Raw genomic sequence first — 19,210 nt, forward strand, 5'->3', positions numbered from 1 at the left:
CTCAAGCGGTCAGTGACGACAAACCACGCGCCAGATACTGACCCTGTTCCTCACCACCAACCAGACTACCGTCCTTCATAACTGTTTTGCCGCGAAGCAGGAGTTGAACGGGCCAGCCGCGCACTTGCGTACCCTCGTAAGGGGTATAGTCCGCACCGTGTTGCAGCAGGTCGTTGGTAATGGTCACGCGCCTGTTCGGGTCCCACAAAGCAAGGTCCGCATCGGCCCCGATGGCAATCGTGCCTTTTTGCGGGTAGAGGCCGTACAGCTTCGCGTGGTTGGTGCTGGTCACGGCGACAAACTGGTTGAGGCTGATGCGGCCCGTCATCACGCCTTCAGAAAACAAGATTGGCAACCGCGTAGCGACCCCGGGAATACCGTTGGGTATCCACCGGAAGTGCCGTTTGCCGTTCTCGTTCAGCTTCCCTTCGGGATCATCAAACCGGAACGGGCAGTGGTCGGAAGAAAACAGATCGAACACGCCCTGTTCCAGCCCTTCCCAGCAGGCATCCTGACTGGCCTTGTCGCGGGGCGGCGGGGAGCAGACGTATTTGGCACCCTCCATGGCATCCTGATCGAGATCGTCCGCCGTCAGCATCAGATATTGCGGGCAGGTTTCGCCCGCTATCTTCTGGCCTCGCTGTCGCGCGCGTCGGATTTCCTCCATCGCCTCGCGGTTGGAAACGTGCACGATGACGATGGGCACATCAACGATTTCCGCCAGGGACAAAGCCCGGTGGGTCGCCTCCCGCTCGGCGGCAATAGGCCGGGTCGTCGCATGAAATTTCGGAGCCAGCTGGCCCTCCTCCTCATGGCGACCGATCAGATAGCGGATCGCATCCTCATTTTCACAATGAACCATGACCAGCGCACCGGTGCGCCGCGCCGTGTCGAGCGTTGCCAAAATCTCATCGTCGCGCAGGCGCAGCCCTTCATAGGTCATGAAAACCTTGATGGAAGTGTACCCATCCGCCACCAGGGCTGGAATTTCCTGCCCCAGAACGTCCGCCGTCGGATCGGTTATGACCATGTGGAACGACACGTCCACATGACACTTGCCCTCGGCCTTGGCGTGGTAGATTTTCAGCGCTTCCCGTAGGCTCTGGCCCTTTTCCTGCATGCAAAATGTCATCACTGTGCTGTTGCCGCCCAGTGCGGCAGACCGCGTTCCGCTGTCAAAATCATCCGCCATAACAATGCCTTGGCCGGAGGGCTGATCCAGATGCACATGGCTGTCGATACCGCCGGGCATGACATAGAGGCCAGTTGCATCAATTACCTCGTCAGCGTCGGTCAGTTCTGCCGCAAGTGCGACGATCTTGCCGTTGAGAATACCGACATCGCTGACAAAGGTGTCACTGGCCGTTACCACCGTTCCGTGGCGGATTACCGTATCGAAACGCATCATGCGCCTGCATCCTCCATCACTTTGCCCACATCGGTCGCGAGGATATGGTCAAGTGCGGCTGTGAAGCGGTCCACCTCTTCAACCGTGTTGTAATGCACCATGGACACGCGCAGCATTCCGCCATGGTCCGTCAATCCCAGATATTCCGCAAGCCTGCGCGAGTGGAAGTCTCCGAACCGCATGGCAATCCTGTGCTCATCCATGGCCTTGCAGAGTTCACCGGCCTCGCGCTGGTCGAACCGGAAGGCGATGGTGGGCACGCGTGCGCTGTTGCGGTTGGTGCTTTGCCCGACAATCTGGCAATCATTTCTGGAGCGCAGATAGGTCAGCAGCCGGTCCGTCAGCCGGTTTTCCTGCTCGGTGATCGCGGCAAAGGCAGCCTCGATTTTTTGGCGAACCGAACCGGTTTCACCCGCCTGCTCGCCAAGCGTGGCAAGGTAATCGACAATTCCGCACGTGGAATAGGCAAGCTCGTAGTTTGGATTGCCCGGCTCCAGCTTGCCGGGAACTTTGTCTTTGCCGTAAAAGTAGTGGTAGAGCGTATCCTGTTCCAGCAGCAGATCGTATTTGCCATACATCAGCGCGTAATGGGGGCCGTAGGTCTTATAGAGGCTGAACACGTAGTAATCTGCATCGAGCGCCTGCACATCCACCGCCCGGTGCGGTGCGAACGCCACGGCATCCACACAGAGTTTCGCGCCACGGGCGTGGACAAAGTCAGCGATGTCGCGAACGGGATTGATGGAGCCCAAGATATTGGACGCATGGGTAACGCAGACGAGCTTCGTCCGCTCGCTCATCAGCGGCGCCAGATCGGCAATATCGAGCGTCAGCGTTTCCCGGTTCAAAGGCCAGATTTTCAGAACGATACCAGCCGCCTGCAAGCGATCCCACGGGCCGATATTCGACTCGTGATCGCTGATGGTGATGATAATCTCATCTCCCGCCGTCAACTGGCTCTGCATGGCGCGGGCCAGATTTTGTAGCAGCGCCGTGGTGGAACTGCCGAAGACAATCTCCTCCGGGCGGGAGGCGTTGACGAGGTGCATGGCAGCCGTGCGGGCTTCATACAGAGCGGCCGCGGCGGCCTGCGAGACCGCATAGCTGCCGCCAATCTGCACGTTCTTTTCAATCAAAAACGTATTGATGCGCTCCAGGGCGCTGGACAGAATTTGTGACCCGCCGGCATTGTCGAAAAAGGTCCAGCCGCGTTTGAGACCGGGAAACTGGCTGCGCACATAATCGAGATCCAGCGGCAAAGGGGTATGCATGCGTCTTTCCTCCAAGGCAATGATAATCAGTGGTTGAGAACGGCGCGCAGAAACCCGCGTGTCCGCTCCTCTTTCGGTGTGTCGAAAATGTCTGTAGGCGTGCCGGTTTCCACCAGCCGTCCGCCATCCATGAAGATGACGCGATCGGCGACCTGTCGGGCAAAACCCATTTCGTGGGTAACGATCACCATGGTGACGCCGGTGCCGGCAAGCTTTCGCATCACATCCAGCACTTCGCCCACCATTTCCGGGTCGAGGGCGGATGTCGGCTCATCAAACAACAGCACACGCGGCTCCATGGCCAGTGCGCGCGCGATTGCCACGCGCTGCTGCTGGCCACCGGATAGCTGGCCGGGATACTTGTCCGCCTGTTCGGAAATGCCGACCCGGGCCAGCAGTTCGCGCGCCTTACGCTCGGCGTCGGCCTCCGGGGTCTTGCGCACCCGCATGGGCGCCAACATCACATTCCTAAGCACTGTCATGTGTGGAAACAAATTAAAAGACTGGAACACCATGCCGACTTCGGCGCGCACCTTTGCAAGGGCGGGGCCGGGTTCCACCGCGATGCCATCCACGATAATCCTGCTCTGCGGCTCGAATGCCTCCAGATGATTGATGCAGCGGATCAGCGTTGACTTGCCCGAGCCGGACGGGCCGATGACGCAGACCACCTCCCCTTCCGCGATATCCAGATCGATACCGTGCAGAACGGTAAAAGTACCATAAGCCTTGGTGAGGTTACGGATGGAAATAAACGGCGTTTGCGGTGTCAGCATCAGCGTTTCCCCCGGCCAAAATGCTTTTCCAGCCGCGCAACAACCGCAACCATCGGCCACAGCAACAGCACATAGATGATGGCGGCACCGATCAGCGGCGTGGGGTTGGCGGCCAGCGCCTGCGCCTGCGTGGCCTGCTTCAACAGGTCCGGCATGGCAACGACGGATGCCAGCGCCGTGTCCTTCATCACATTGATGCAGTTGTTGGTCAGCGGCGGAATGACGATGCGCACGGCCTGCGGCAGAATAACGTCCACCATCGTATACCGGTTGGACAGGCCAAGCGCTTCGGACGCCTCGAACTGGCCGTGCGGTATCGCCTCGATGCCGGCACGAAAAATTTCGGCCGTATAGGCGGCAGACACCAGTGACAGCGCTGTCACCGCCGAGAAAAAGGCCGAGAGCCGTATGCCGACAAATGGCAGCGCGTAATACACAACGATCAGCAGCACCAGAAGGGGTATCGACCGGAAGATATCGATGTAAACGCGGATCACGCCTTTGACAAAGGCCGGTGCGTAGAGCCGGGCCACGGCCAGAAACAGCCCACCGGCCAGCCCGATCAGAATGCTGGTGATGCCGATCTGCAGGGTGACAACCAACCCCCACAGAAGCTGTGGCATGCTACCAAGCAGCACCGGCACATTGAAGAATGTATTGATGAGATTCATGCCGTCATGGCTCCCTTGGCAAAGGGATGAGCAGTGGAAAAATCGCTCATCCGTCTGCGCATTGGCGGGCGCGGCCCGGTCTTGACAGGGGCCACGTTTACGCATCGCTGGTGTTACTTGGCCTTTGGCATATCCAGCACCGCAACAGTGGAGGTCGTGTCTTCTGCCTTTGCGCCGAACCATTGCTCGTGCAGCTTGGCAATAAAGCCTTCGCCCTTCAGCGCGGTGATCACCGTATTGACCTCGGTGGCAAGCGGATCGTTCTTGTTAAACATGATCGAGTATTTTTCGCCGGTCGGAATACGCTCGACAACCTTCAGCTCCGGCTTGTCCTTGACGTAATACAGAAGCGCCGGAATATCCGAAATGTAGCCGTCAACGCGGCCAGCGACCAGATCAAGCATGGCCGGTTGAAGGCCCTCGAACCGGCGGATCTCGCCAAACTTGTACTCAGCGTTGTGCGCCTCCGCCCACATATCGCCGGTGGAGCCGGTATCGGCGCTCACCACCTTGCCAGACAGGTCTTTCAGTCCCGTAATGCCGGAGGCGGCGGTCACCGTTAGCGACTGGTCACTATCATAGTACGGCTGCGCAAAGGATACCGACTCCAAACGCTTTTCCGTAATGGTGATGGACGAAATCGCCATGTTGATACGGCCCGACTGCACAGCCGGAAACAACCCGTTGAAAGGCGTATTGACGAACTCGACCGATTTGCCAAGACGCTTGGCAATCTCGTTGACGAGATCAACTTCGAAGCCGGTCACCTTGCCGCTGGCGTCTTCAAACTCCCATGGTACGTTGCCAATATTAGCGCCGACGGTCAGGTCCGCCGCGTAAGCGCCGGTTGCGCCGATAATGGCGAGCAGGCCGGTGACAAAAGCTTTTTTCATCGTCAGTTTCGTATTGATCGCTGCGCGTTTCATGACTGTTCCCCTTGTTTTTTGAACATGACTTGAAATAACTGGTCTAACTGGTCAGACCGGTTGAGCCAGACAATCACGACGGACTGACCTTGGCAAGATGCCCCATGAATATTTATGGTTATCGGGTTCGGTCCAGGCAGTTGGAGACATAGGCCTATGCTAGAAAAAACACTGGTTCCGCAGTCCGTTGCGCGTGAGATCCAGCGCATGATACAGGCCGGAGCGCTGAAAACCGGTGAAAAAATCCCTTCGCAGCGCGAATTCTCCCAAAAACTCGGTGTTAGCCGCGCATCGCTGCGCGAAGCACTCTTAACACTGGAAACTTTGGGCCTGTTGAAAACTGAAGCCGGGCGCGGCACATTTGTGGCAGCGGGGTCCAATGGTGCCGCTGTCAACAGCGGGGCCATGGCGCCGTGGCGCTACTCCCAGACCTATTCCGTGTTTGATGTTTTCCAGACCCGCATTCTGTTGGAGGGCGAAATCGCGCGGCTGTCCGCCGGGCGTCTGACGCAGTTGCAACTCCAAAGGATGGAAGCTGCTACACAGACCATGGAGGACTGCTGGGCACGCCAGGATCTGTTGACCAATGTAGAGGCCGATCTGGAGTTTCACGCAACCATTGTTTCGGCCTGCGCCAACTCCATGCTTCAGGGGCTGTACCAGACCGTCCGGGATCAGATCACCGAAACGCAACGCCAGCCGATCCCGATGACCGACCCCGAACGCATGCGCGATTCGATTGCGGAGCATCGTCGGATTATTGCGGCTCTGAAAGCCAGTAACGGCGCATTGGCGCGCACGGAAATGGAAACCCACATTCGCAACACAGCACGATGCGCCGGTCTGGCACCGTGACAAATAATGACGTATTTTTCAAAAATTATTACCGCGCACCTATATAAAAGTTGACGCGCGCAAAAAATTATGGTCGATCTGTTGCGCCGAGAGGGAAACGGGAGGCCTTCCAGCTTGGCTTGCAAAGGCAATGGCCCGTCCGCGCGATCCCTGGAGGAACTTATGACATTCACATTGAAATCGCTTATCGCATCCGCTGCTTTTACCCTTGCGGCGACGCATGCATTTGCCGATGGCATTGGCGCGTCGCTTCTGACGCAGCAGCACCCATTTTACATTGAACTAGCAGACGCCATGAAGGCGGAAGCCAAGGACAAGAACGTCGCGCTGGAAGTCGCTATCGCGAACCAGGACCTCAACAAGCAACTGGCCGATGTTGAAGACTTCATCGTCAAGGGCGTTGACGTTATCGTCATTTCGCCGGTCGATAGCCAGGGCGTGCGCGCGGCTATTAACAAGGCGGAAAAGGCTGGCATCAAGGTCATTACGGTCGATGTGCCGGCTGCTGACGCAAAGGTTACGTCCCATATCGGCACCGACAACTACACCGGTGGCGTGCAGGCGGGCGAACTGATGGCCAAGCTGCTCGACAACAAGGGCAAGGTTGCCATTATTGATTACCCGACCGTTCAATCCGTGGTCAACCGCGTTGACTGCTTCAAGAAAGCCATTGGCGAGCACAAGGATATCGAAATCGTTGCCCAGCAGACCGGCATTACCCGCGCTGAAGCATTGGCAGCCGCACAGAACATGCTCCAAGCCAACCCGGACATCACCGGCATCTTCGGCTTTGGCGACGATGCGGCACTGGCCGCCGCTGTTGCCGTGAAGGCAGCCGGACTTGACGGCCAGGTCAAGGTTATCGGTTTTGACGGCATGGAAGAAGCCCGCAAGGCTGTGGACAGCAATCCTGTTATGGCTGCCGTGATCCAGCAGTTCCCGGACCAGATGGGCAAGCAGGCTGTCGATACTGCCGTCAAGGTTATTGCCGGTGAAACGGTGCCTGAAGAACAGCCGATCGTACCGGGCGTTTATACCAAGAAGTAACCGACTCCCAAGGCAGCGTCTTTCCGATATTGGGGAAGACCGCCGCGAAGGCCCACTGTTTCGCCATCTCCGAAACAGTGGGCTAAAGCATTTCCAGCAAGGAACCGGGCATGGATCCCTCCGTTCAAAACAGCGTTCTCACCATTCGCAATGTCACCAAGTCGTTTGGCCCGGTTATGGCGCTTCGCGACATGAACCTGACGGTGCGCCCGGGTCGCGTGCACACCCTGCTGGGTGAAAACGGCGCGGGAAAATCCACGCTGATGAAAATTCTGGCCGGTGTCTACCAGCCAACGTCCGGCACCGTTGAGCTGGAAGGCCAGCCCTATGCTCCCACCAGTCCGCAGGACGCGGCTGCACGGGGCCTTACCATCGTCTTTCAGGAACTGAGCCTGTGCAACAATCTCACCGTTGCAGAAAATATTCTGGCAACCCGCGAGCCCTCTTCCATGGGCTTTATCAACGACAAGGCGCTGGTGCGACAGGCCGCCGAAATCGTCCGCGACCTCGGCCTTCCCATTGATGTTACGGAAAAGGTCGGCAACCTCTCGATCGCGCAGCGTCAGCTGGTAGAGATTGCCAAGGGTTTGAGCATCGATGCCAAGATCGTCATTCTGGATGAGCCGACGTCATCGCTGAGTGACAACGAGGCCGATATCTTGTTTGCCATCATCGAGCGGCTGAAACAGCGCGGCGTTGCCGTTATCTACATCTCCCACCGCATGGAAGAGATCATGCGCCTGTCCGATGACATTACCGTCATCCGCGATGGCGAATATATCACCACGCGGGAACGCGAGAGCGTGACCATTGACGCGTTGATCGCGCTCATGGTTGGCCGCCGCATGGATGAAATCTATCCGCCCCGCGATGTGGATGCGCCTGCCACCAGCATTGCGCCGGTGCTGTCGGTCGACAATCTGACCCATTCGGAAGACTTCCGGAACATCTCCTTCGATGTGCGTCCGGGCGAAATTCTTGGCTTCTTCGGCCTGATCGGATCGGGCCGTTCGGAGGTCATGAACGCGCTGTTCGGCATGAAGCCCGCCACCGGCACCATTCGACTGGACGGCGAAACAGTGTCGATCACCTCGCCTGTCGATGCCATTGCCAAGCGGATCGGCTTTGTGACCGAAAACCGCAAGGAAGAGGGACTTGTTCTCAGCCACAGCGTGGAATGGAATATCTCCATGGTGGCGTTGCAGTCCTACGCCAGCCGCCTTGGCTTCATGCGCGGCCGGGCCGAACGTGCCGCCGCCGTGGACGAGGTCAAGCGGTTGTCGATCAAAACCGGTTCGCTGGATACGGTGGCCGGGGCGCTCAGCGGCGGCAACCAGCAAAAGATCGTGCTGGCGAAATGGCTTTTAACCCACCCCAAGGTGCTGATCCTCGATGAGCCAACACGGGGCGTGGATGTGGGCGCAAAATTCGAAATCTACAAAATCATCCGTCAACTGGCAGCACAGGGAACGGCAATACTGCTGGTTTCATCTGAACTGCCGGAGGTTCTGGGCTTGAGCGACCGCGTGGTCGTCATGCATGAGGGGCGCTTGAGCGCCACGCTTGAAGGCGATGACCGCAACCCGGAAACCATAATGACCTTTGCAACAGGTTTTCAATCATGAGTGAGCAGACCGCATCCAACGCCGCCTTCATCAAGATCATGAAGCAATATGGCGGCATTTTCCTGTCCCTGATCATCCTCTGCGTCATCTTTTCGCTGACCAGCGGGCGCTTCCTGTCGGTAGCGAATTTCACCAACATCCTGCAGCAGGTGGCGGTCATCGCCATTGCCGCCTTCGGTATGACCTGGGTCATTTTGCTGGGCGAGATCGATCTGTCCATCGGCTCCATCATCGCGGTGGCGGGGATGGTGGGCGCGCAATGCTTTGCCTTCGGCCTTGGTTTCGCACCAGCGCTGGCCATTACGGTACTCGCGGGCGCGCTGCTGGGCTTCGTCAACGGCGCGCTAACGGCCAAGCTGCTTTTGCCCTCCTTTATCGTGACGGTCGCGACCATGGGTATTTATCGCGGGCTTGTCAGCCTGCCCACCAACGGCGCGCCTGCGATGATCGACAATGAGACCTGGACAGCCATCGGTTCGGACAGCTTCCTCGGCCTGCCGATCATCATCTGGATCGTAGTGGTTCTGTTTTTGATCAACCACATTCTGTTATCCAAGACCACTTTTGGCCGGCGCGCTTACCTGACAGGCGGCAACCGCGAAGCGGCTGTCTATTCGGGCATCAAGGTGGATCGGCTGAAGATTTCCATCTTCATGATTTCCGGCGTCATGGCCGCTATCAGCGGTGTTCTCCTGTCCTCGCGGTTGTTTTCGGCACAGACGAATGCAGGCATGAGCTATGAGCTGGACGCGATTGCGGCGGCCGTTCTGGGCGGCACCAGCCTTGCCGGTGGCGTTGGCACCATGGTCGGCACGCTTATCGGAGCGCTGATCATCGGCGTCATGAACAATGGCATGAACATGATGTCCGTCCCCTATTTCTACCAGTTGATCGTCAAAGGTCTGGTCATCCTGATCGCCGTCTGGCTGGATGTCCGCTCCAAACGGGCGAAAGCGTGAAGACCATGGCCAAAGTTCTGACAATCGGCGAAATTCTCGTTGAAATTATCGCAACCGAGCGCGGCAACGGTTTTCGCGCGCCCGTGCCGCTGATTGGGCCATTCCCCTCCGGTGCGCCTGCCATCTTCATCGATCAGGTGGGAAAGCTGGGTCAGGCCTGTGCCATGATTTCGCGGGTCGGCGACGATGATTTCGGTCACGTCAACCTCGAGCGCCTGAAAGCCGACGGTGTGGATATTTCCGGCATCGAGGTTGATCCGCAGGGGACCACCGGCAGCGCTTTCGTGCGCTACCGGGAAGACGGTAGCCGCGCCTTCGTCTTCAATATACGCCACAGTGCCTGCGGAACGATCGCTCTGCGCGAAGCCACGCAGACGCTTCTCGATGAATGCACGCATATCCACGTCATGGGCTCGTCCCTATACGCGCCGAGCGTGGTGGACAGCATTCTGGCGGCCATTACCGCCATCAAGGCGAAAGGTGGCACGGTCTCTTTCGATCCGAATCTCCGTGCCGAAATTCTCGATAGCCCCGGCATGAGGGAAGCACTGAATACGGTTCTGGCAAAAACCGATGTGTTTCTGCCAAGCGGTGAAGAGCTTTTCCTGTTTGCCGACGCCAAGACGGAAGATGAGGCTGTTGCCAAGCTTCTGGCAACCGGCATCAAGGCCATTGTGCTGAAACGCGGTGCGGCCGGTGCCACCTATTTTGATGCCGACAACCGTATGTCTCACCCCGGTTTCGCAGTGGATGAAGTGGACCCAACGGGTGCCGGAGACAGCTTTGGCGCCACCTTCGTTACATTCTGGTTGAACGGAGCGGCGCCGCTGGACGCGCTGCGCTTTGCCAATGCATCCGGCGCACGCGCCGTCATGATGTCCGGCCCGATGGAGGGCGCATCCACACGCGCCGAACTGGAGGCCTTTATCGCAGAAAAGGAAGCAACCGCATGACGATCAATGTGCTGAAAGACATCGCCGAATGGGCCAAGCGGCCGGGCATTCGCGGTATTCCGTCGATCTGCTCTGCCCATCCGCTGGTGATCGAAGCCTCCATGCTGCGCGCGGCCAAGGAAGGCACGCCGTTGCTGATCGAGGCGACCTGCAATCAGGTCAATCAGGATGGCGGCTATACCGGCATGACGCCCGCCGATTTCCGCCGCTTCGTTGAGGATATTGCCACCAAGGTGTCATTCCCCGTTGAAAAGCTCATTCTGGGCGGCGATCATCTGGGCCCCAATCCCTGGAAAAATCTTGATCCTGAAGCAGCGATGGACAAGGCGAAGGTCATGATCCGCGCTTTCGCCGAAGCAGGCTTCACGAAACTCCACCTTGATACCAGCATGGGCTGCGCGGGCGAACCCGTGGCGCTGGCCGATGCCGTTACCGCGTCACGCGCTGCAAGCCTTGCCGCCGTGGCAGAAGAGGCAACCAAAAACAGCGCCATCAAGCCCGTCTACATTATCGGCACCGAAGTGCCGATCCCCGGCGGGGCCATGGAAGAACTGGAAGAACTGGAACTGACCAAACCGGATGCCGCACTGGAGACCGTGCGGGTCCACGCCGAGGCCTTTGCTGCCCTTGGGCTGAACGACGCCTTCGAGCGGGCCATTGGTGCGGTGGTGCAGCCCGGCGTGGAGTTTGGCAACCACAACGTCATCCTGTTTAATCAGGCCAAGGCAAAGCCGCTGAGCGCGACCTTGGAGCAGATGCCCGGCTTTGTTTTCGAGGCGCATTCAACCGACTATCAGGGCCGCAAGGCGCTGACGGAACTCGTTGCCAGTGGTTTTGCCATTTTGAAGGTTGGCCCCGGCGTGACTTTCGCGTTGCGCGAGGCGCTCTACGGGCTGGATCACATTGCCGACTTCCTCTTCCCCGGCAAGCGCCAGCAGTCGCTGCGCGAAACCATGGAACAGGTCATGCTGGCAAAGCCCGGCAACTGGGATAAGTATTATCATGGCTCGCCCGACGAACAGCGTTTGCAGCGCCATTTCAGCTATAGCGACCGCATTCGCTACTACTGGCCGGAGCCACAGGCGGCCAGTGCTGTGGCTGACTTGTTTGCACTGTTTGATGGCGTGACGATCCCCGAAACGCTGATAAGCCAGTATCTCTTCCAGTCCTACGACGCCGTGCGCCGTGGTGAAGTAAAACCGGAGGCCAAGGCGCTTGCGCTCTCGGCTGTTGATCTGGTGTTGCAAGATTACTTTGCGGCCTGTGCTGCCTGAGCCGATAAAATACCCGCCTTAAGCGGGCATTTTTATGCGGAGGTGCGCAGCATGATTTCCGCGTTGAGCAGGATGCGCTCATTGTCTGGAAATTCCATCTTGCTGCCCGTGCTTTCACCCAGCTTGTGCAGCAGGAGTTCAATGGCGAGACGACCGATCTCGTTGTGGTTCTGCGCCACGGTCGTCAGCGGTGGGCAGGTGTAGCGTGACAATGGCTGATCGTCATGACCTGCCACCCGCAGGTCGCAATCCTCCGTGCGCCCCACTTTCAAGCCAGCCTGATAGGCCGCCGCCAGCACACCGAAGGCAACACGGTCATTGGCACAGAGTACGGTTTTGGTTGGAAAACCACCATTGCCGAGGGTCCGCAGGGTTTCATCAAAGCCGAACTTTTCAAAGTCCCAGGATGGATCGGAGATCGTTTCCACCACATGTGGTTCTTCGCCCAGCGCCTGCATCGAGGAGGTGTAGGCGTCCAGTCGCTCCAGCGCATTGCTGTTGACGGGCGGCATGCGCAAATAGCAGGGCGGCTTGCCCGAGCGGCAGAGATAATCGACAATCAGATGAAAGCTCTGCCGGTTGTTGGTGCCGACAAAGGGAGATTTATCATCCAGAGGCGAATCCACCGAAATCAGCGGTATGGTCTCACCAAGTTTCAGCAGCTTGTCCTGATGGGATTTGACGCCCAGTGGCGCGATGATAGCACCCGCGACATTGAGCGATTTGAACGTTTCAATTGCGTGTTCCTCCCGCTCCGGCTTGCCATCCGAACTCAGCACAAAGGCCAGAAAGCCCGCCTGATCGGCAATGGTTTCGATACGACGCGTCAGCGCCATGTAGAACGGATCGGTGGAGTTGGGAACAATCACGCCGAGAATATTTGTGCGACGGCGATTGAGGTTGACGGCAAACAGGTTTGGGCGGAAACCCGATGTGGCAATGGCTTGCTCGATAATCTGCCGTGTCTTCTGGCGTACCGACGAGGGATCGTTAAAGTACTTGGATACAGTGGGACGGGACAGCCCGACAAACTCGGAGAAATCCTCCATGGTCTTGATTGTTTTCACCCTGCCACCCCCTGCCCCCATGCGTATTTCATGGAACGATTAGTGGAGCGGTATTTTCATCGTGTCAAGTTTAGATTTTCCATGAGAAAAGGTTTGGCAGCGCCCGTTGGGGCGGGCGCTGACCTGTCAGTTCGAACGGAGCCGCAAACCGGTTGCGGGGTCAAACAGGTGTAGGTCGACTGGCTCCACATTCAGGCCAATCGTCTGGCCTTCGCCAAGAGTTGTCGAAGCAGGAACGGCCACATTGAACTCATGCCGACCGCTTCGCACCGTCACCAGTCGCGTTTCGCCATGGAATTCGTTGCGCTCAACCTGACCCCGGATCGCGCCGCCCGTATCCGTCAGCTTTGCAGAGCCGGGCCGGATACCCACAGTTACTTTTCCGGGACGGACGCTGAACGGAGTGGACAGGTGCACATCCGCATCCGTGAGTGTGCCATCAGCGGCGTCGAGGTCCAGAAAGTTCATGTTGGGCGTGCCGATAAAGCCTGCCGCAAACAGCGTGGCGGGCGCCTGATAGATCTCCTCCGGCGTCCCCATCTGCTCGATACGCCCGTCCTTCATCAGAACGATCCGGTCGGCCAAAGTCATAGCTTCCAGCTGGTCATGGGTGACATATACGCTTGTTGTCTTCAAGTCGCGATGGAGGCGGGCAATTTCCACGCGCAGGCTTCCACGCAGTTTTGCATCGAGATTGGAGAGCGGTTCGTCGAACAGAAAAACATCCGGCGTCTTGATCATGGCGCGGGCAATGGCCACGCGCTGCTGCTGACCGCCAGAAAGTTCTGCGGGTTTACGGCCCAGATAAATCTCCAGCCCGAGCGCATCAACCACCGGTGCCAGGCGGGCGTTGATCGCATCCTTGGCCACACCGGCACGTTCCAGCCCGAAAACGATGTTTTCACGCACGCTCATATGCGGGTAAAGTGCGTAGTTCTGGAACACCATGGCAATGCCGCGCTCGCCGGGATCACGATCATTCATGCGTTCGCCGCCGATGAGGAGATCACCGCTGGAGATATCCTCGAGCCCCGCGATCATGCGCAGCATCGTCGATTTTCCACAGCCGGACGGCCCAAGAAACACGACGAACTCATGATCATTCACATGAAGATTGAAGTCGCGCATGACTTCGAGGGCGCCGTACATCTTATGGATGGAGCGGCATTCGACGGTTGCCATCAGCCCGCCTCCTCATCCAGAACGATCTGCAGTTTGACGTCTTCGGCGCGCCCCTCTGCGGCCCGTTCGAATGCGGCAATAGAGTCCTCAAATCGGTAAGTGTCCGATACGAGAGGCGTGAGATCGACCTTTCCGGCGGCAATCAGCGCCAAGGCGCGGTCAAACACGTTGGCATAGCGGAACACGGTCTCGATACGGCACTCGCGCGAGCACGCCGCAGCGATGTCGACAGCCACCGGCTCCGGAGGAAGGCCAACAAGAACCACGGTTCCGCCGGGACGCACGACCTTGAAAATATCGCGGATGGCGGCAGCAGCGCCGGAGCATTCGAACACGATATCAGCGCCCCAGCCGTCCGTGGCGCCCTCAACGGCGGAAACGATATCCGTTTCGCGCAGGTTGATGCCGGTAATGCCCGCATAGGTTTCCGCAAGCTTCAGTTTTGCATCGGACAGGTCCGAAATCAGCACGCGGGAGCAGCCGCCCGCCAGCGCCGCCAGAGCCACCATGATGCCAATTGTGCCGCAGCCGGTAACGACAGCGGTATCGCCGGGGGTGATGCGTGCCCGCGCAGCCGCCTGCATACCAACGGCAAACGGCTCCACCATCGCGCCTTCGGCAAAAGACACGTTATCGGGCATTTTGTAGGTAAAGCTTGCCGGATGGATGGTTTCCGGGGTCAGAATGCCGTGGACCGGAGGGGTCGCCCAGAACGTGACCGCCGGATCGACATTGTAGATACCGAGGCGAGAGGCGCGCGAGCGCGGATCGGGAATGCCCGGCTCCATGCAAACGCGGTCTCCGGCTTTGAGGTTCGTGACATTCGCCCCGGTCTCGATCACCGTGCCAGCGGCCTCATGGCCCAACACCATGGGCTCATTGACGATGAAATCGCCGATACGGCCATGGGTGTAATAGTGCACATCGCTGCCGCAGACGCCGACCGTATGCAGCCGAATGCGGACATCATCGGGACCAAGCTCGGCTGGCAGGTCAATGTCCCGCAGGTTCAACTCGCCGACACGTTCAAGAACAAGTGCTTTCATTTCATCAACCCTGATTGTTTTTCTTGGAGAAAGCGGCATTCAGTCCGCCTGCCAGCAACCCCAGCAGGATCAGCGGTGGCAGGGACAACAGAACAACCGCAGCGTTGAGGATACCCCACGGCACATTCATGCCGAGTTGGGACATTTCAGATGCGATAATAGGCAGTGTCTTGGCGTTTGACGTGGTCAACATCATGGCCAGAAGAAACTCATTCCAGACCAGAACGAAGGAGAATGCAATGGCACCGAAAATCTGGAACCGCGCAATTGGCAGTGCTATGCGGAAGAAGGTGGCGTACAGCCCCAGACCATCCACCCGCGCGGCCTCCTCCACATGCAGGCTGACGCGCTCAAAGGCAGGCACGGACAGCCAGATGGTAATGGATGCGGTGACGATCAGATAGGTCACGATCAGTGAAAAGCGGGTATCGTAGAGGTCCAGCCCCAGCCAGATGACCAGCATGGGAATAGCAATGGCGACGGGCGGAAGGAACCGAAGCGACAGCACGAAGAACTGCGCTTCCGCCGTCAGGCGGTTTTTGAACCGCGCGATAACGTAGGCCGCGGGAACACCGATCAGCGCACCGATCACCACCGCCACGGAGCAGATGATGACCGAATTCGTCAGTGCACGGGCCACAGAGCGGCGGTTCAGCACATAACTCATATTGTCCCAGACCGGCTGAAAGATCAGCTTTGGCGTGCTGACGAGCAGATCCGCATTGGTTTTGAATGCATTCAGCAAGGTCCACAGCAGCGGCAGCACCACCAGAGCACCGGCCACGACCAGCAGTAGACGCAGAAGGAAAGTCGAAATTTTCATCGGTTCAACCTCTTCCACGTGATTGTAAATGTGACCACTGTCAAAACCATCATGATAACAGCCATCGACGATGCGTAGGAGATCTTGCCGGATTCGATAAAGCCCTGCGAATAGGCATACATATCCAGCGTTTCAGTGGAGATGCCAGGCCCGCCGCGCGTCATAACGTAGACGAGATCGAACGATCGCAGGCTCTCAATGGCTTTTACCAGCAGCAGGCTGATCAAAGGAGCCTTCAGCATCGGCAGCGTTACGAAGCGGTGTATTTCCCAACGCGAAGCACGGTCAATTCGGGCGGCTTCGATCGGCTGGACCGGCAGTGATTCAAGCAGTTTCAGAATAATCACCGCGAAGAACAATCCCCATTGCCAGACATCGACAAAGGCAACGGCCAGAAGCGCACCGAGCGGCGTCGAGAGAATATCGGGAGTTGCGCCCGTCAACTCGCGCGCTGGCCATGTCAACGTTCCGTAAAGCGGATGGAAAGCAAACTTCCAGACGAAAGCCGCACAAACGCGTGGCAGCAGAACCGGGATGATAAACAGCAGACACAGGATATTGCGCATCCGGGCGCTTGCTGCCTCGAACATGGCAATGCCCAGCACGACGCCGGTAATCATCGTCATCGTCACACTCAAAACTTCCCATTTCAGCGATACCCACAGGGCATTCAGAAACCGGGGATCGGACAACAGGGCCAGATAATTGGCAAAACCCACATAGTCTGCCGCAGGCTGTGCGAGCGTACGGTTTTGCAGGGAGATATTGATGGCATAGACCGTTGGCACAAGTGCCAGCACGATCAGGATAAACAGCGTCGGCCCCAGAAAAACGTAGGGCAGCGTGCGTCCGCGTCGCATGGAGCAGATCCTTGTTTGAAAAAAAGTGGCGCGCCCGTCATAAGGCGCGCCGGATACACCAAAGGGAGATCAGAGCTTGCGGGCAAATGCCTCAAGTTCGTTCAAAGCGCCCTTGATGTCGGTGCGGCTGCCGGTGATCAACTCTTCCAGCATGATGCCCCACTGGTTGCCCAGTTCCTGCCAACGCGGGTCCTGCCAGAAGGTTACCTGTGTGCGAGCACCGGTGGCGGCCATGGCATCGGCCAGATTCTGACCGAAAGTCTCGGCATATTTCGGGCTCGTGAACGTGCTGGTGCGCGTCAGTTCGCCGGGCTGTCCCGCAGCAAGGCGGCGGGCTTCCTGCTCTTTAGACGTGGCCCAGGCAACGAAGAGACCGGCGCAGGCCTTCTCCTCATCCGTGGCATTGGCCTTGGATGCAATGGCAAAGCCGTGGGCGTAACCGGCACCCGGCAGCGGCGTGGGCGGCACCGAGAAGGCAACCTTGTCGGCCACCTGGCTCTGTGCCTTGTCCACGGACATACCGCCCAGTGGTGCCGATTCCACGAGAATGGCAACCTTGCCCGCGCGGAATGCGCCGGTCGATTCATCCCACGAGCCGGTTTGCGTGCCCGGTGCGGAATACTTGAACAGGTCCAGATAGGCCTGTGTCGCCTTTACGGCCGCATCGGAGTTGAAGGCAGGCTGACCGTCCTTATACCACTCTCCGCCATTGGCCTTGAACAAGGGCATCCAGCGCCAGACATTGGCGCCCGAGCCGCGCTGGCCGCGCAAGGCCGTGCCGTAGACGCCGTTTTCCGGATCATGCAGCTTTTGAACGGCAGCAATATATTCGTCCCAGGTCTTGGGTGGTTGAATTCCGGCCTTTTCCAGAAGATCGGTGCGATAGACGAGCAGATCGCCCCCGCCCTGAATGGGGGCAAACCACTGCTTGCCATCATAGGTGGCTGCGGCGCGCATACCCGCATCAAAGTCGTTGTAATCATATTCAGCCGGGTAGTATCCTTCCAGCGGAACGATCCAGCCAGACGATGCGAACAGGGCCAGATTGGCTTCATCGACATAATAGACGTTGAAGCTGCCAACGGTGGACGCATCGGCCTGCGACTTGGCGCGGCGATCGTTTTCGTTGAGATAGCTGATCTCGAACCCGGCTCCCGACAGTTTCTCGAACTCATCCACGTAGTCTTCGAGCAGCGTGAGGCCATCACGCGGCTGGGCCAGAATACGAAGATCGGCACTGCATTGTGCAGCGGCAAAAGCGTTGGATGCAGCAAGGAGCGCAACAACCGCGCAGCTCGCACGGAACAAATGTTTCATCATGGTAACCTCCCAAAGAGTACAGCATTCCCGTGCTGTATGGCGTCAGTTTCCGCGATGATGCAGCAGAGAACTAGTTGAGGATTTGCTGAAAACTGATATTATTTTGACAATTATTGCCCTGAATGCAGGAGGTTTAACGCGTATGTCACCGGATTTATTGCCGCCGACACCAACAACCCATACGGCGACGCGCGAGCAGATCATTCTACCGGGGGGCAAGTCCTACCTTATTCGACGTGATGATTACCCGAACCCGATCTGCATCTGGAACTATCATCCGGAATGGGAAATCCATTTCATTCCGGCTGCGCAGGGGTTTGCCTATGTCGGGGATTATGTCGGGCCGTTCAAGCCGGGGCATCTCGTTCTCACGGGCACAAACCTGCCGCACAACTGGATAACACCGGGGGCACCCCACCTTCCAGGCCGCGATCTTGTTCTGCAATTCAACGCGGATGCCCTGATGCAGATTCGGGCTGCCTGCCCGGAGTTCGACGTTCTGCACCGGCTGAAGAACGCAGCGCAGCGCGGTATTGAGATACTGGGAAAGTCGGCCGGAAAAATCGGAGATAAAATTCTGCGCCTGCACAGGTTGGATGGTCCGGCGGGCCAAGGTTCGGGCCAAGCGTCGGGCCAAGGGTCGGGCCAAGGGTCGGGCCAAGGGTCGGGACTGGGACTGTTCATCGACATTTTGAACGATATAGAAGCCGCACCGGACAAGCGCTCGCTCGCCAGCGCACATTTCGTGTCGCACTACAGCGAGGTGTCCGACAAGCGCCATCGCCGCATAGACAGGGCCATCCAGATGCTGCAATCCAGCCCGGATATTCAAATGCATGACGTGGCACGAGCGGTTGGGCTGGATGCCTCTGCTTTTTCGCGCGCGTTCAAGACAATGACCGGCATGACATTTTCCAGCTACAGCCGGTCCGTCCGCGTGTGGCGCGCGCGAACCCTGCTGGCAGAAACCGATATTCCCATTACCGATGTGTGCTTTGAAGCAGGCTTCAACAATCTCTCCAACTTCAACCGGTATTTCAAACTGGAGACCAATATGACACCCCGCGCCTACCGCCATTCGGCGCTGATGCGCGCCACCAGCATGCTTTCCTGAAGGAACATAATCGGGGTGGCTTGGTTGTAAAAA

The 19,210-nt window shown here is 58.1% G+C and carries 18 protein-coding genes; 7 read left to right on the plus strand and 11 right to left on the minus strand.

The genetic code is table 11. The features are described 5' to 3' along the window. Nucleotide 1 precedes the first annotated feature (1 nt). The 5 genes from hydA to IFT84_RS15800 form a co-directional block, all read right to left on the minus strand. Nucleotides 2-1,405, minus strand: coding sequence for a dihydropyrimidinase (hydA, locus tag IFT84_RS15780; RefSeq protein WP_192121454.1), 1,404 nt, complete (start codon nucleotides 1,403-1,405; stop codon nucleotides 2-4). Continuing rightward, a complete protein-coding gene (locus IFT84_RS15785) occupies nucleotides 1,405-2,679 on the minus strand; it encodes a cysteine desulfurase-like protein (RefSeq protein WP_192121072.1) in 1,275 nt (424 codons plus the stop codon). The genes hydA and IFT84_RS15785 overlap by 1 nt, the downstream gene beginning before the upstream one ends. A gap of 26 nt (nucleotides 2,680-2,705) precedes the next feature. After that, on the minus strand, nucleotides 2,706-3,455 hold the full coding sequence (locus IFT84_RS15790) for an amino acid ABC transporter ATP-binding protein (RefSeq protein WP_192121074.1): 750 nt from the start codon (nucleotides 3,453-3,455) through the stop codon (nucleotides 2,706-2,708). Further along, nucleotides 3,455-4,126: an amino acid ABC transporter permease gene (locus tag IFT84_RS15795; protein WP_192121076.1), complete on the minus strand. Its 672-nt coding sequence runs from the start codon at nucleotides 4,124-4,126 to the stop codon at nucleotides 3,455-3,457. The genes IFT84_RS15790 and IFT84_RS15795 overlap by 1 nt, the downstream gene beginning before the upstream one ends. A 113-nt stretch (nucleotides 4,127-4,239) precedes the next feature. Beyond that, nucleotides 4,240-5,019 (minus strand): ABC transporter substrate-binding protein, encoded by a 780-nt coding sequence (locus tag IFT84_RS15800; protein ID WP_192121455.1) that lies wholly within the window; start codon nucleotides 5,017-5,019, stop codon nucleotides 4,240-4,242. Between the two features lie 189 nt (nucleotides 5,020-5,208). Between IFT84_RS15800 and IFT84_RS15805 the strand changes: the two genes are divergently transcribed. From IFT84_RS15805 to IFT84_RS15830, 6 genes are all read left to right on the plus strand, one after another. Beyond that, nucleotides 5,209-5,907: a FadR/GntR family transcriptional regulator gene (locus tag IFT84_RS15805; RefSeq protein WP_192121079.1), complete on the plus strand. Its 699-nt coding sequence runs from the start codon at nucleotides 5,209-5,211 to the stop codon at nucleotides 5,905-5,907. A 162-nt stretch (nucleotides 5,908-6,069) separates the two neighbouring features. Beyond that, the gene (locus tag IFT84_RS15810) at nucleotides 6,070-6,954 is read left to right on the plus strand and encodes a substrate-binding domain-containing protein (RefSeq protein ID WP_192121081.1); all 885 of its coding nucleotides are present in this window, start codon (nucleotides 6,070-6,072) and stop codon (nucleotides 6,952-6,954) included. Between the two features lie 110 nt (nucleotides 6,955-7,064). After that, the gene (locus IFT84_RS15815; protein ID WP_192121083.1) at nucleotides 7,065-8,579 is read left to right on the plus strand and encodes a sugar ABC transporter ATP-binding protein; all 1,515 of its coding nucleotides are present in this window, start codon (nucleotides 7,065-7,067) and stop codon (nucleotides 8,577-8,579) included. Next, a complete protein-coding gene (locus IFT84_RS15820; protein ID WP_192121085.1) occupies nucleotides 8,576-9,538 on the plus strand; it encodes an ABC transporter permease in 963 nt (320 codons plus the stop codon). The genes IFT84_RS15815 and IFT84_RS15820 overlap by 4 nt, the downstream gene beginning before the upstream one ends. A gap of 5 nt (nucleotides 9,539-9,543) precedes the next feature. Beyond that, entirely contained in the window at nucleotides 9,544-10,491 is a 948-nt protein-coding gene (locus tag IFT84_RS15825; protein ID WP_192121087.1) for a tagatose kinase, read from the plus strand. After that, entirely contained in the window at nucleotides 10,488-11,765 is a 1,278-nt protein-coding gene (locus tag IFT84_RS15830) for a D-tagatose-bisphosphate aldolase, class II, non-catalytic subunit (protein WP_192121089.1), read from the plus strand. The genes IFT84_RS15825 and IFT84_RS15830 overlap by 4 nt, the downstream gene beginning before the upstream one ends. Before the next feature lie 32 nt (nucleotides 11,766-11,797). Here the strand turns inward: IFT84_RS15830 and IFT84_RS15835 are convergent, their stop codons facing one another. The 6 genes from IFT84_RS15835 to IFT84_RS15860 form a co-directional block, all read right to left on the minus strand. Continuing rightward, nucleotides 11,798-12,814, minus strand: a complete 1,017-nt coding sequence (locus IFT84_RS15835; RefSeq protein WP_192121457.1) for a LacI family DNA-binding transcriptional regulator — start codon at nucleotides 12,812-12,814, stop codon at nucleotides 11,798-11,800. 144 nt (nucleotides 12,815-12,958) lie between these two features. Further along, entirely contained in the window at nucleotides 12,959-14,014 is a 1,056-nt protein-coding gene (locus IFT84_RS15840; RefSeq protein WP_192121091.1) for an ABC transporter ATP-binding protein, read from the minus strand. Continuing rightward, on the minus strand, nucleotides 14,014-15,060 hold the full coding sequence (locus IFT84_RS15845) for an NAD(P)-dependent alcohol dehydrogenase (RefSeq protein WP_192121093.1): 1,047 nt from the start codon (nucleotides 15,058-15,060) through the stop codon (nucleotides 14,014-14,016). Before IFT84_RS15845 ends, IFT84_RS15840 begins: the two co-directional genes overlap by 1 nt. Nucleotides 15,061-15,064: 4 nt before the next feature. Then, nucleotides 15,065-15,883, minus strand: a complete 819-nt coding sequence (locus IFT84_RS15850; protein WP_192121096.1) for a carbohydrate ABC transporter permease — start codon at nucleotides 15,881-15,883, stop codon at nucleotides 15,065-15,067. Then, nucleotides 15,880-16,743, minus strand: a complete 864-nt coding sequence (locus IFT84_RS15855; protein WP_192121097.1) for a carbohydrate ABC transporter permease — start codon at nucleotides 16,741-16,743, stop codon at nucleotides 15,880-15,882. Before IFT84_RS15855 ends, IFT84_RS15850 begins: the two co-directional genes overlap by 4 nt. A 69-nt stretch (nucleotides 16,744-16,812) precedes the next feature. Continuing rightward, nucleotides 16,813-18,063, minus strand: a complete 1,251-nt coding sequence (locus tag IFT84_RS15860; RefSeq protein ID WP_197975576.1) for an ABC transporter substrate-binding protein — start codon at nucleotides 18,061-18,063, stop codon at nucleotides 16,813-16,815. Nucleotides 18,064-18,205: 142 nt separating this feature from the next. Between IFT84_RS15860 and IFT84_RS15865 the strand changes: the two genes are divergently transcribed. Continuing rightward, nucleotides 18,206-19,177: an AraC family transcriptional regulator gene (locus tag IFT84_RS15865; RefSeq protein WP_192121099.1), complete on the plus strand. Its 972-nt coding sequence runs from the start codon at nucleotides 18,206-18,208 to the stop codon at nucleotides 19,175-19,177. Nucleotides 19,178-19,210 lie beyond the last annotated feature (33 nt).

Source organism: Rhizobium sp. CFBP 8762, from assembly GCF_014841565.1.
GTDB lineage: Bacteria > Pseudomonadota > Alphaproteobacteria > Rhizobiales > Rhizobiaceae > CFBP-8762.

What these genes read in the sequence shown, in the direction of transcription:
- hydA (WP_192121454.1), bottom strand. Translation starts at nt 1,405, where the DNA reads ATGCGTTTCGATACGGTAATCCGCCACGGAACGGTGGTAACGGCCAGT.
- IFT84_RS15785 (WP_192121072.1), bottom strand. Translation starts at nt 2,679, where the DNA reads ATGCATACCCCTTTGCCGCTGGATCTCGATTATGTGCGCAGCCAGTTT.
- IFT84_RS15790 (WP_192121074.1), bottom strand. Translation starts at nt 3,455, where the DNA reads ATGCTGACACCGCAAACGCCGTTTATTTCCATCCGTAACCTCACCAAG.
- IFT84_RS15795 (WP_192121076.1), bottom strand. Translation starts at nt 4,126, where the DNA reads ATGAATCTCATCAATACATTCTTCAATGTGCCGGTGCTGCTTGGTAGC.
- IFT84_RS15800 (WP_192121455.1), bottom strand. Translation starts at nt 5,019, where the DNA reads ATGAAAAAAGCTTTTGTCACCGGCCTGCTCGCCATTATCGGCGCAACC.
- IFT84_RS15805 (WP_192121079.1), top strand. Translation starts at nt 5,209, where the DNA reads ATGCTAGAAAAAACACTGGTTCCGCAGTCCGTTGCGCGTGAGATCCAG.
- IFT84_RS15810 (WP_192121081.1), top strand. Translation starts at nt 6,070, where the DNA reads ATGACATTCACATTGAAATCGCTTATCGCATCCGCTGCTTTTACCCTT.
- IFT84_RS15815 (WP_192121083.1), top strand. Translation starts at nt 7,065, where the DNA reads ATGGATCCCTCCGTTCAAAACAGCGTTCTCACCATTCGCAATGTCACC.
- IFT84_RS15820 (WP_192121085.1), top strand. Translation starts at nt 8,576, where the DNA reads ATGAGTGAGCAGACCGCATCCAACGCCGCCTTCATCAAGATCATGAAG.
- IFT84_RS15825 (WP_192121087.1), top strand. Translation starts at nt 9,544, where the DNA reads ATGGCCAAAGTTCTGACAATCGGCGAAATTCTCGTTGAAATTATCGCA.
- IFT84_RS15830 (WP_192121089.1), top strand. Translation starts at nt 10,488, where the DNA reads ATGACGATCAATGTGCTGAAAGACATCGCCGAATGGGCCAAGCGGCCG.
- IFT84_RS15835 (WP_192121457.1), bottom strand. Translation starts at nt 12,814, where the DNA reads ATGGAGGATTTCTCCGAGTTTGTCGGGCTGTCCCGTCCCACTGTATCC.
- IFT84_RS15840 (WP_192121091.1), bottom strand. Translation starts at nt 14,014, where the DNA reads ATGGCAACCGTCGAATGCCGCTCCATCCATAAGATGTACGGCGCCCTC.
- IFT84_RS15845 (WP_192121093.1), bottom strand. Translation starts at nt 15,060, where the DNA reads ATGAAAGCACTTGTTCTTGAACGTGTCGGCGAGTTGAACCTGCGGGAC.
- IFT84_RS15850 (WP_192121096.1), bottom strand. Translation starts at nt 15,883, where the DNA reads ATGAAAATTTCGACTTTCCTTCTGCGTCTACTGCTGGTCGTGGCCGGT.
- IFT84_RS15855 (WP_192121097.1), bottom strand. Translation starts at nt 16,743, where the DNA reads ATGCGACGCGGACGCACGCTGCCCTACGTTTTTCTGGGGCCGACGCTG.
- IFT84_RS15860 (WP_197975576.1), bottom strand. Translation starts at nt 18,063, where the DNA reads ATGATGAAACATTTGTTCCGTGCGAGCTGCGCGGTTGTTGCGCTCCTT.
- IFT84_RS15865 (WP_192121099.1), top strand. Translation starts at nt 18,206, where the DNA reads ATGTCACCGGATTTATTGCCGCCGACACCAACAACCCATACGGCGACG.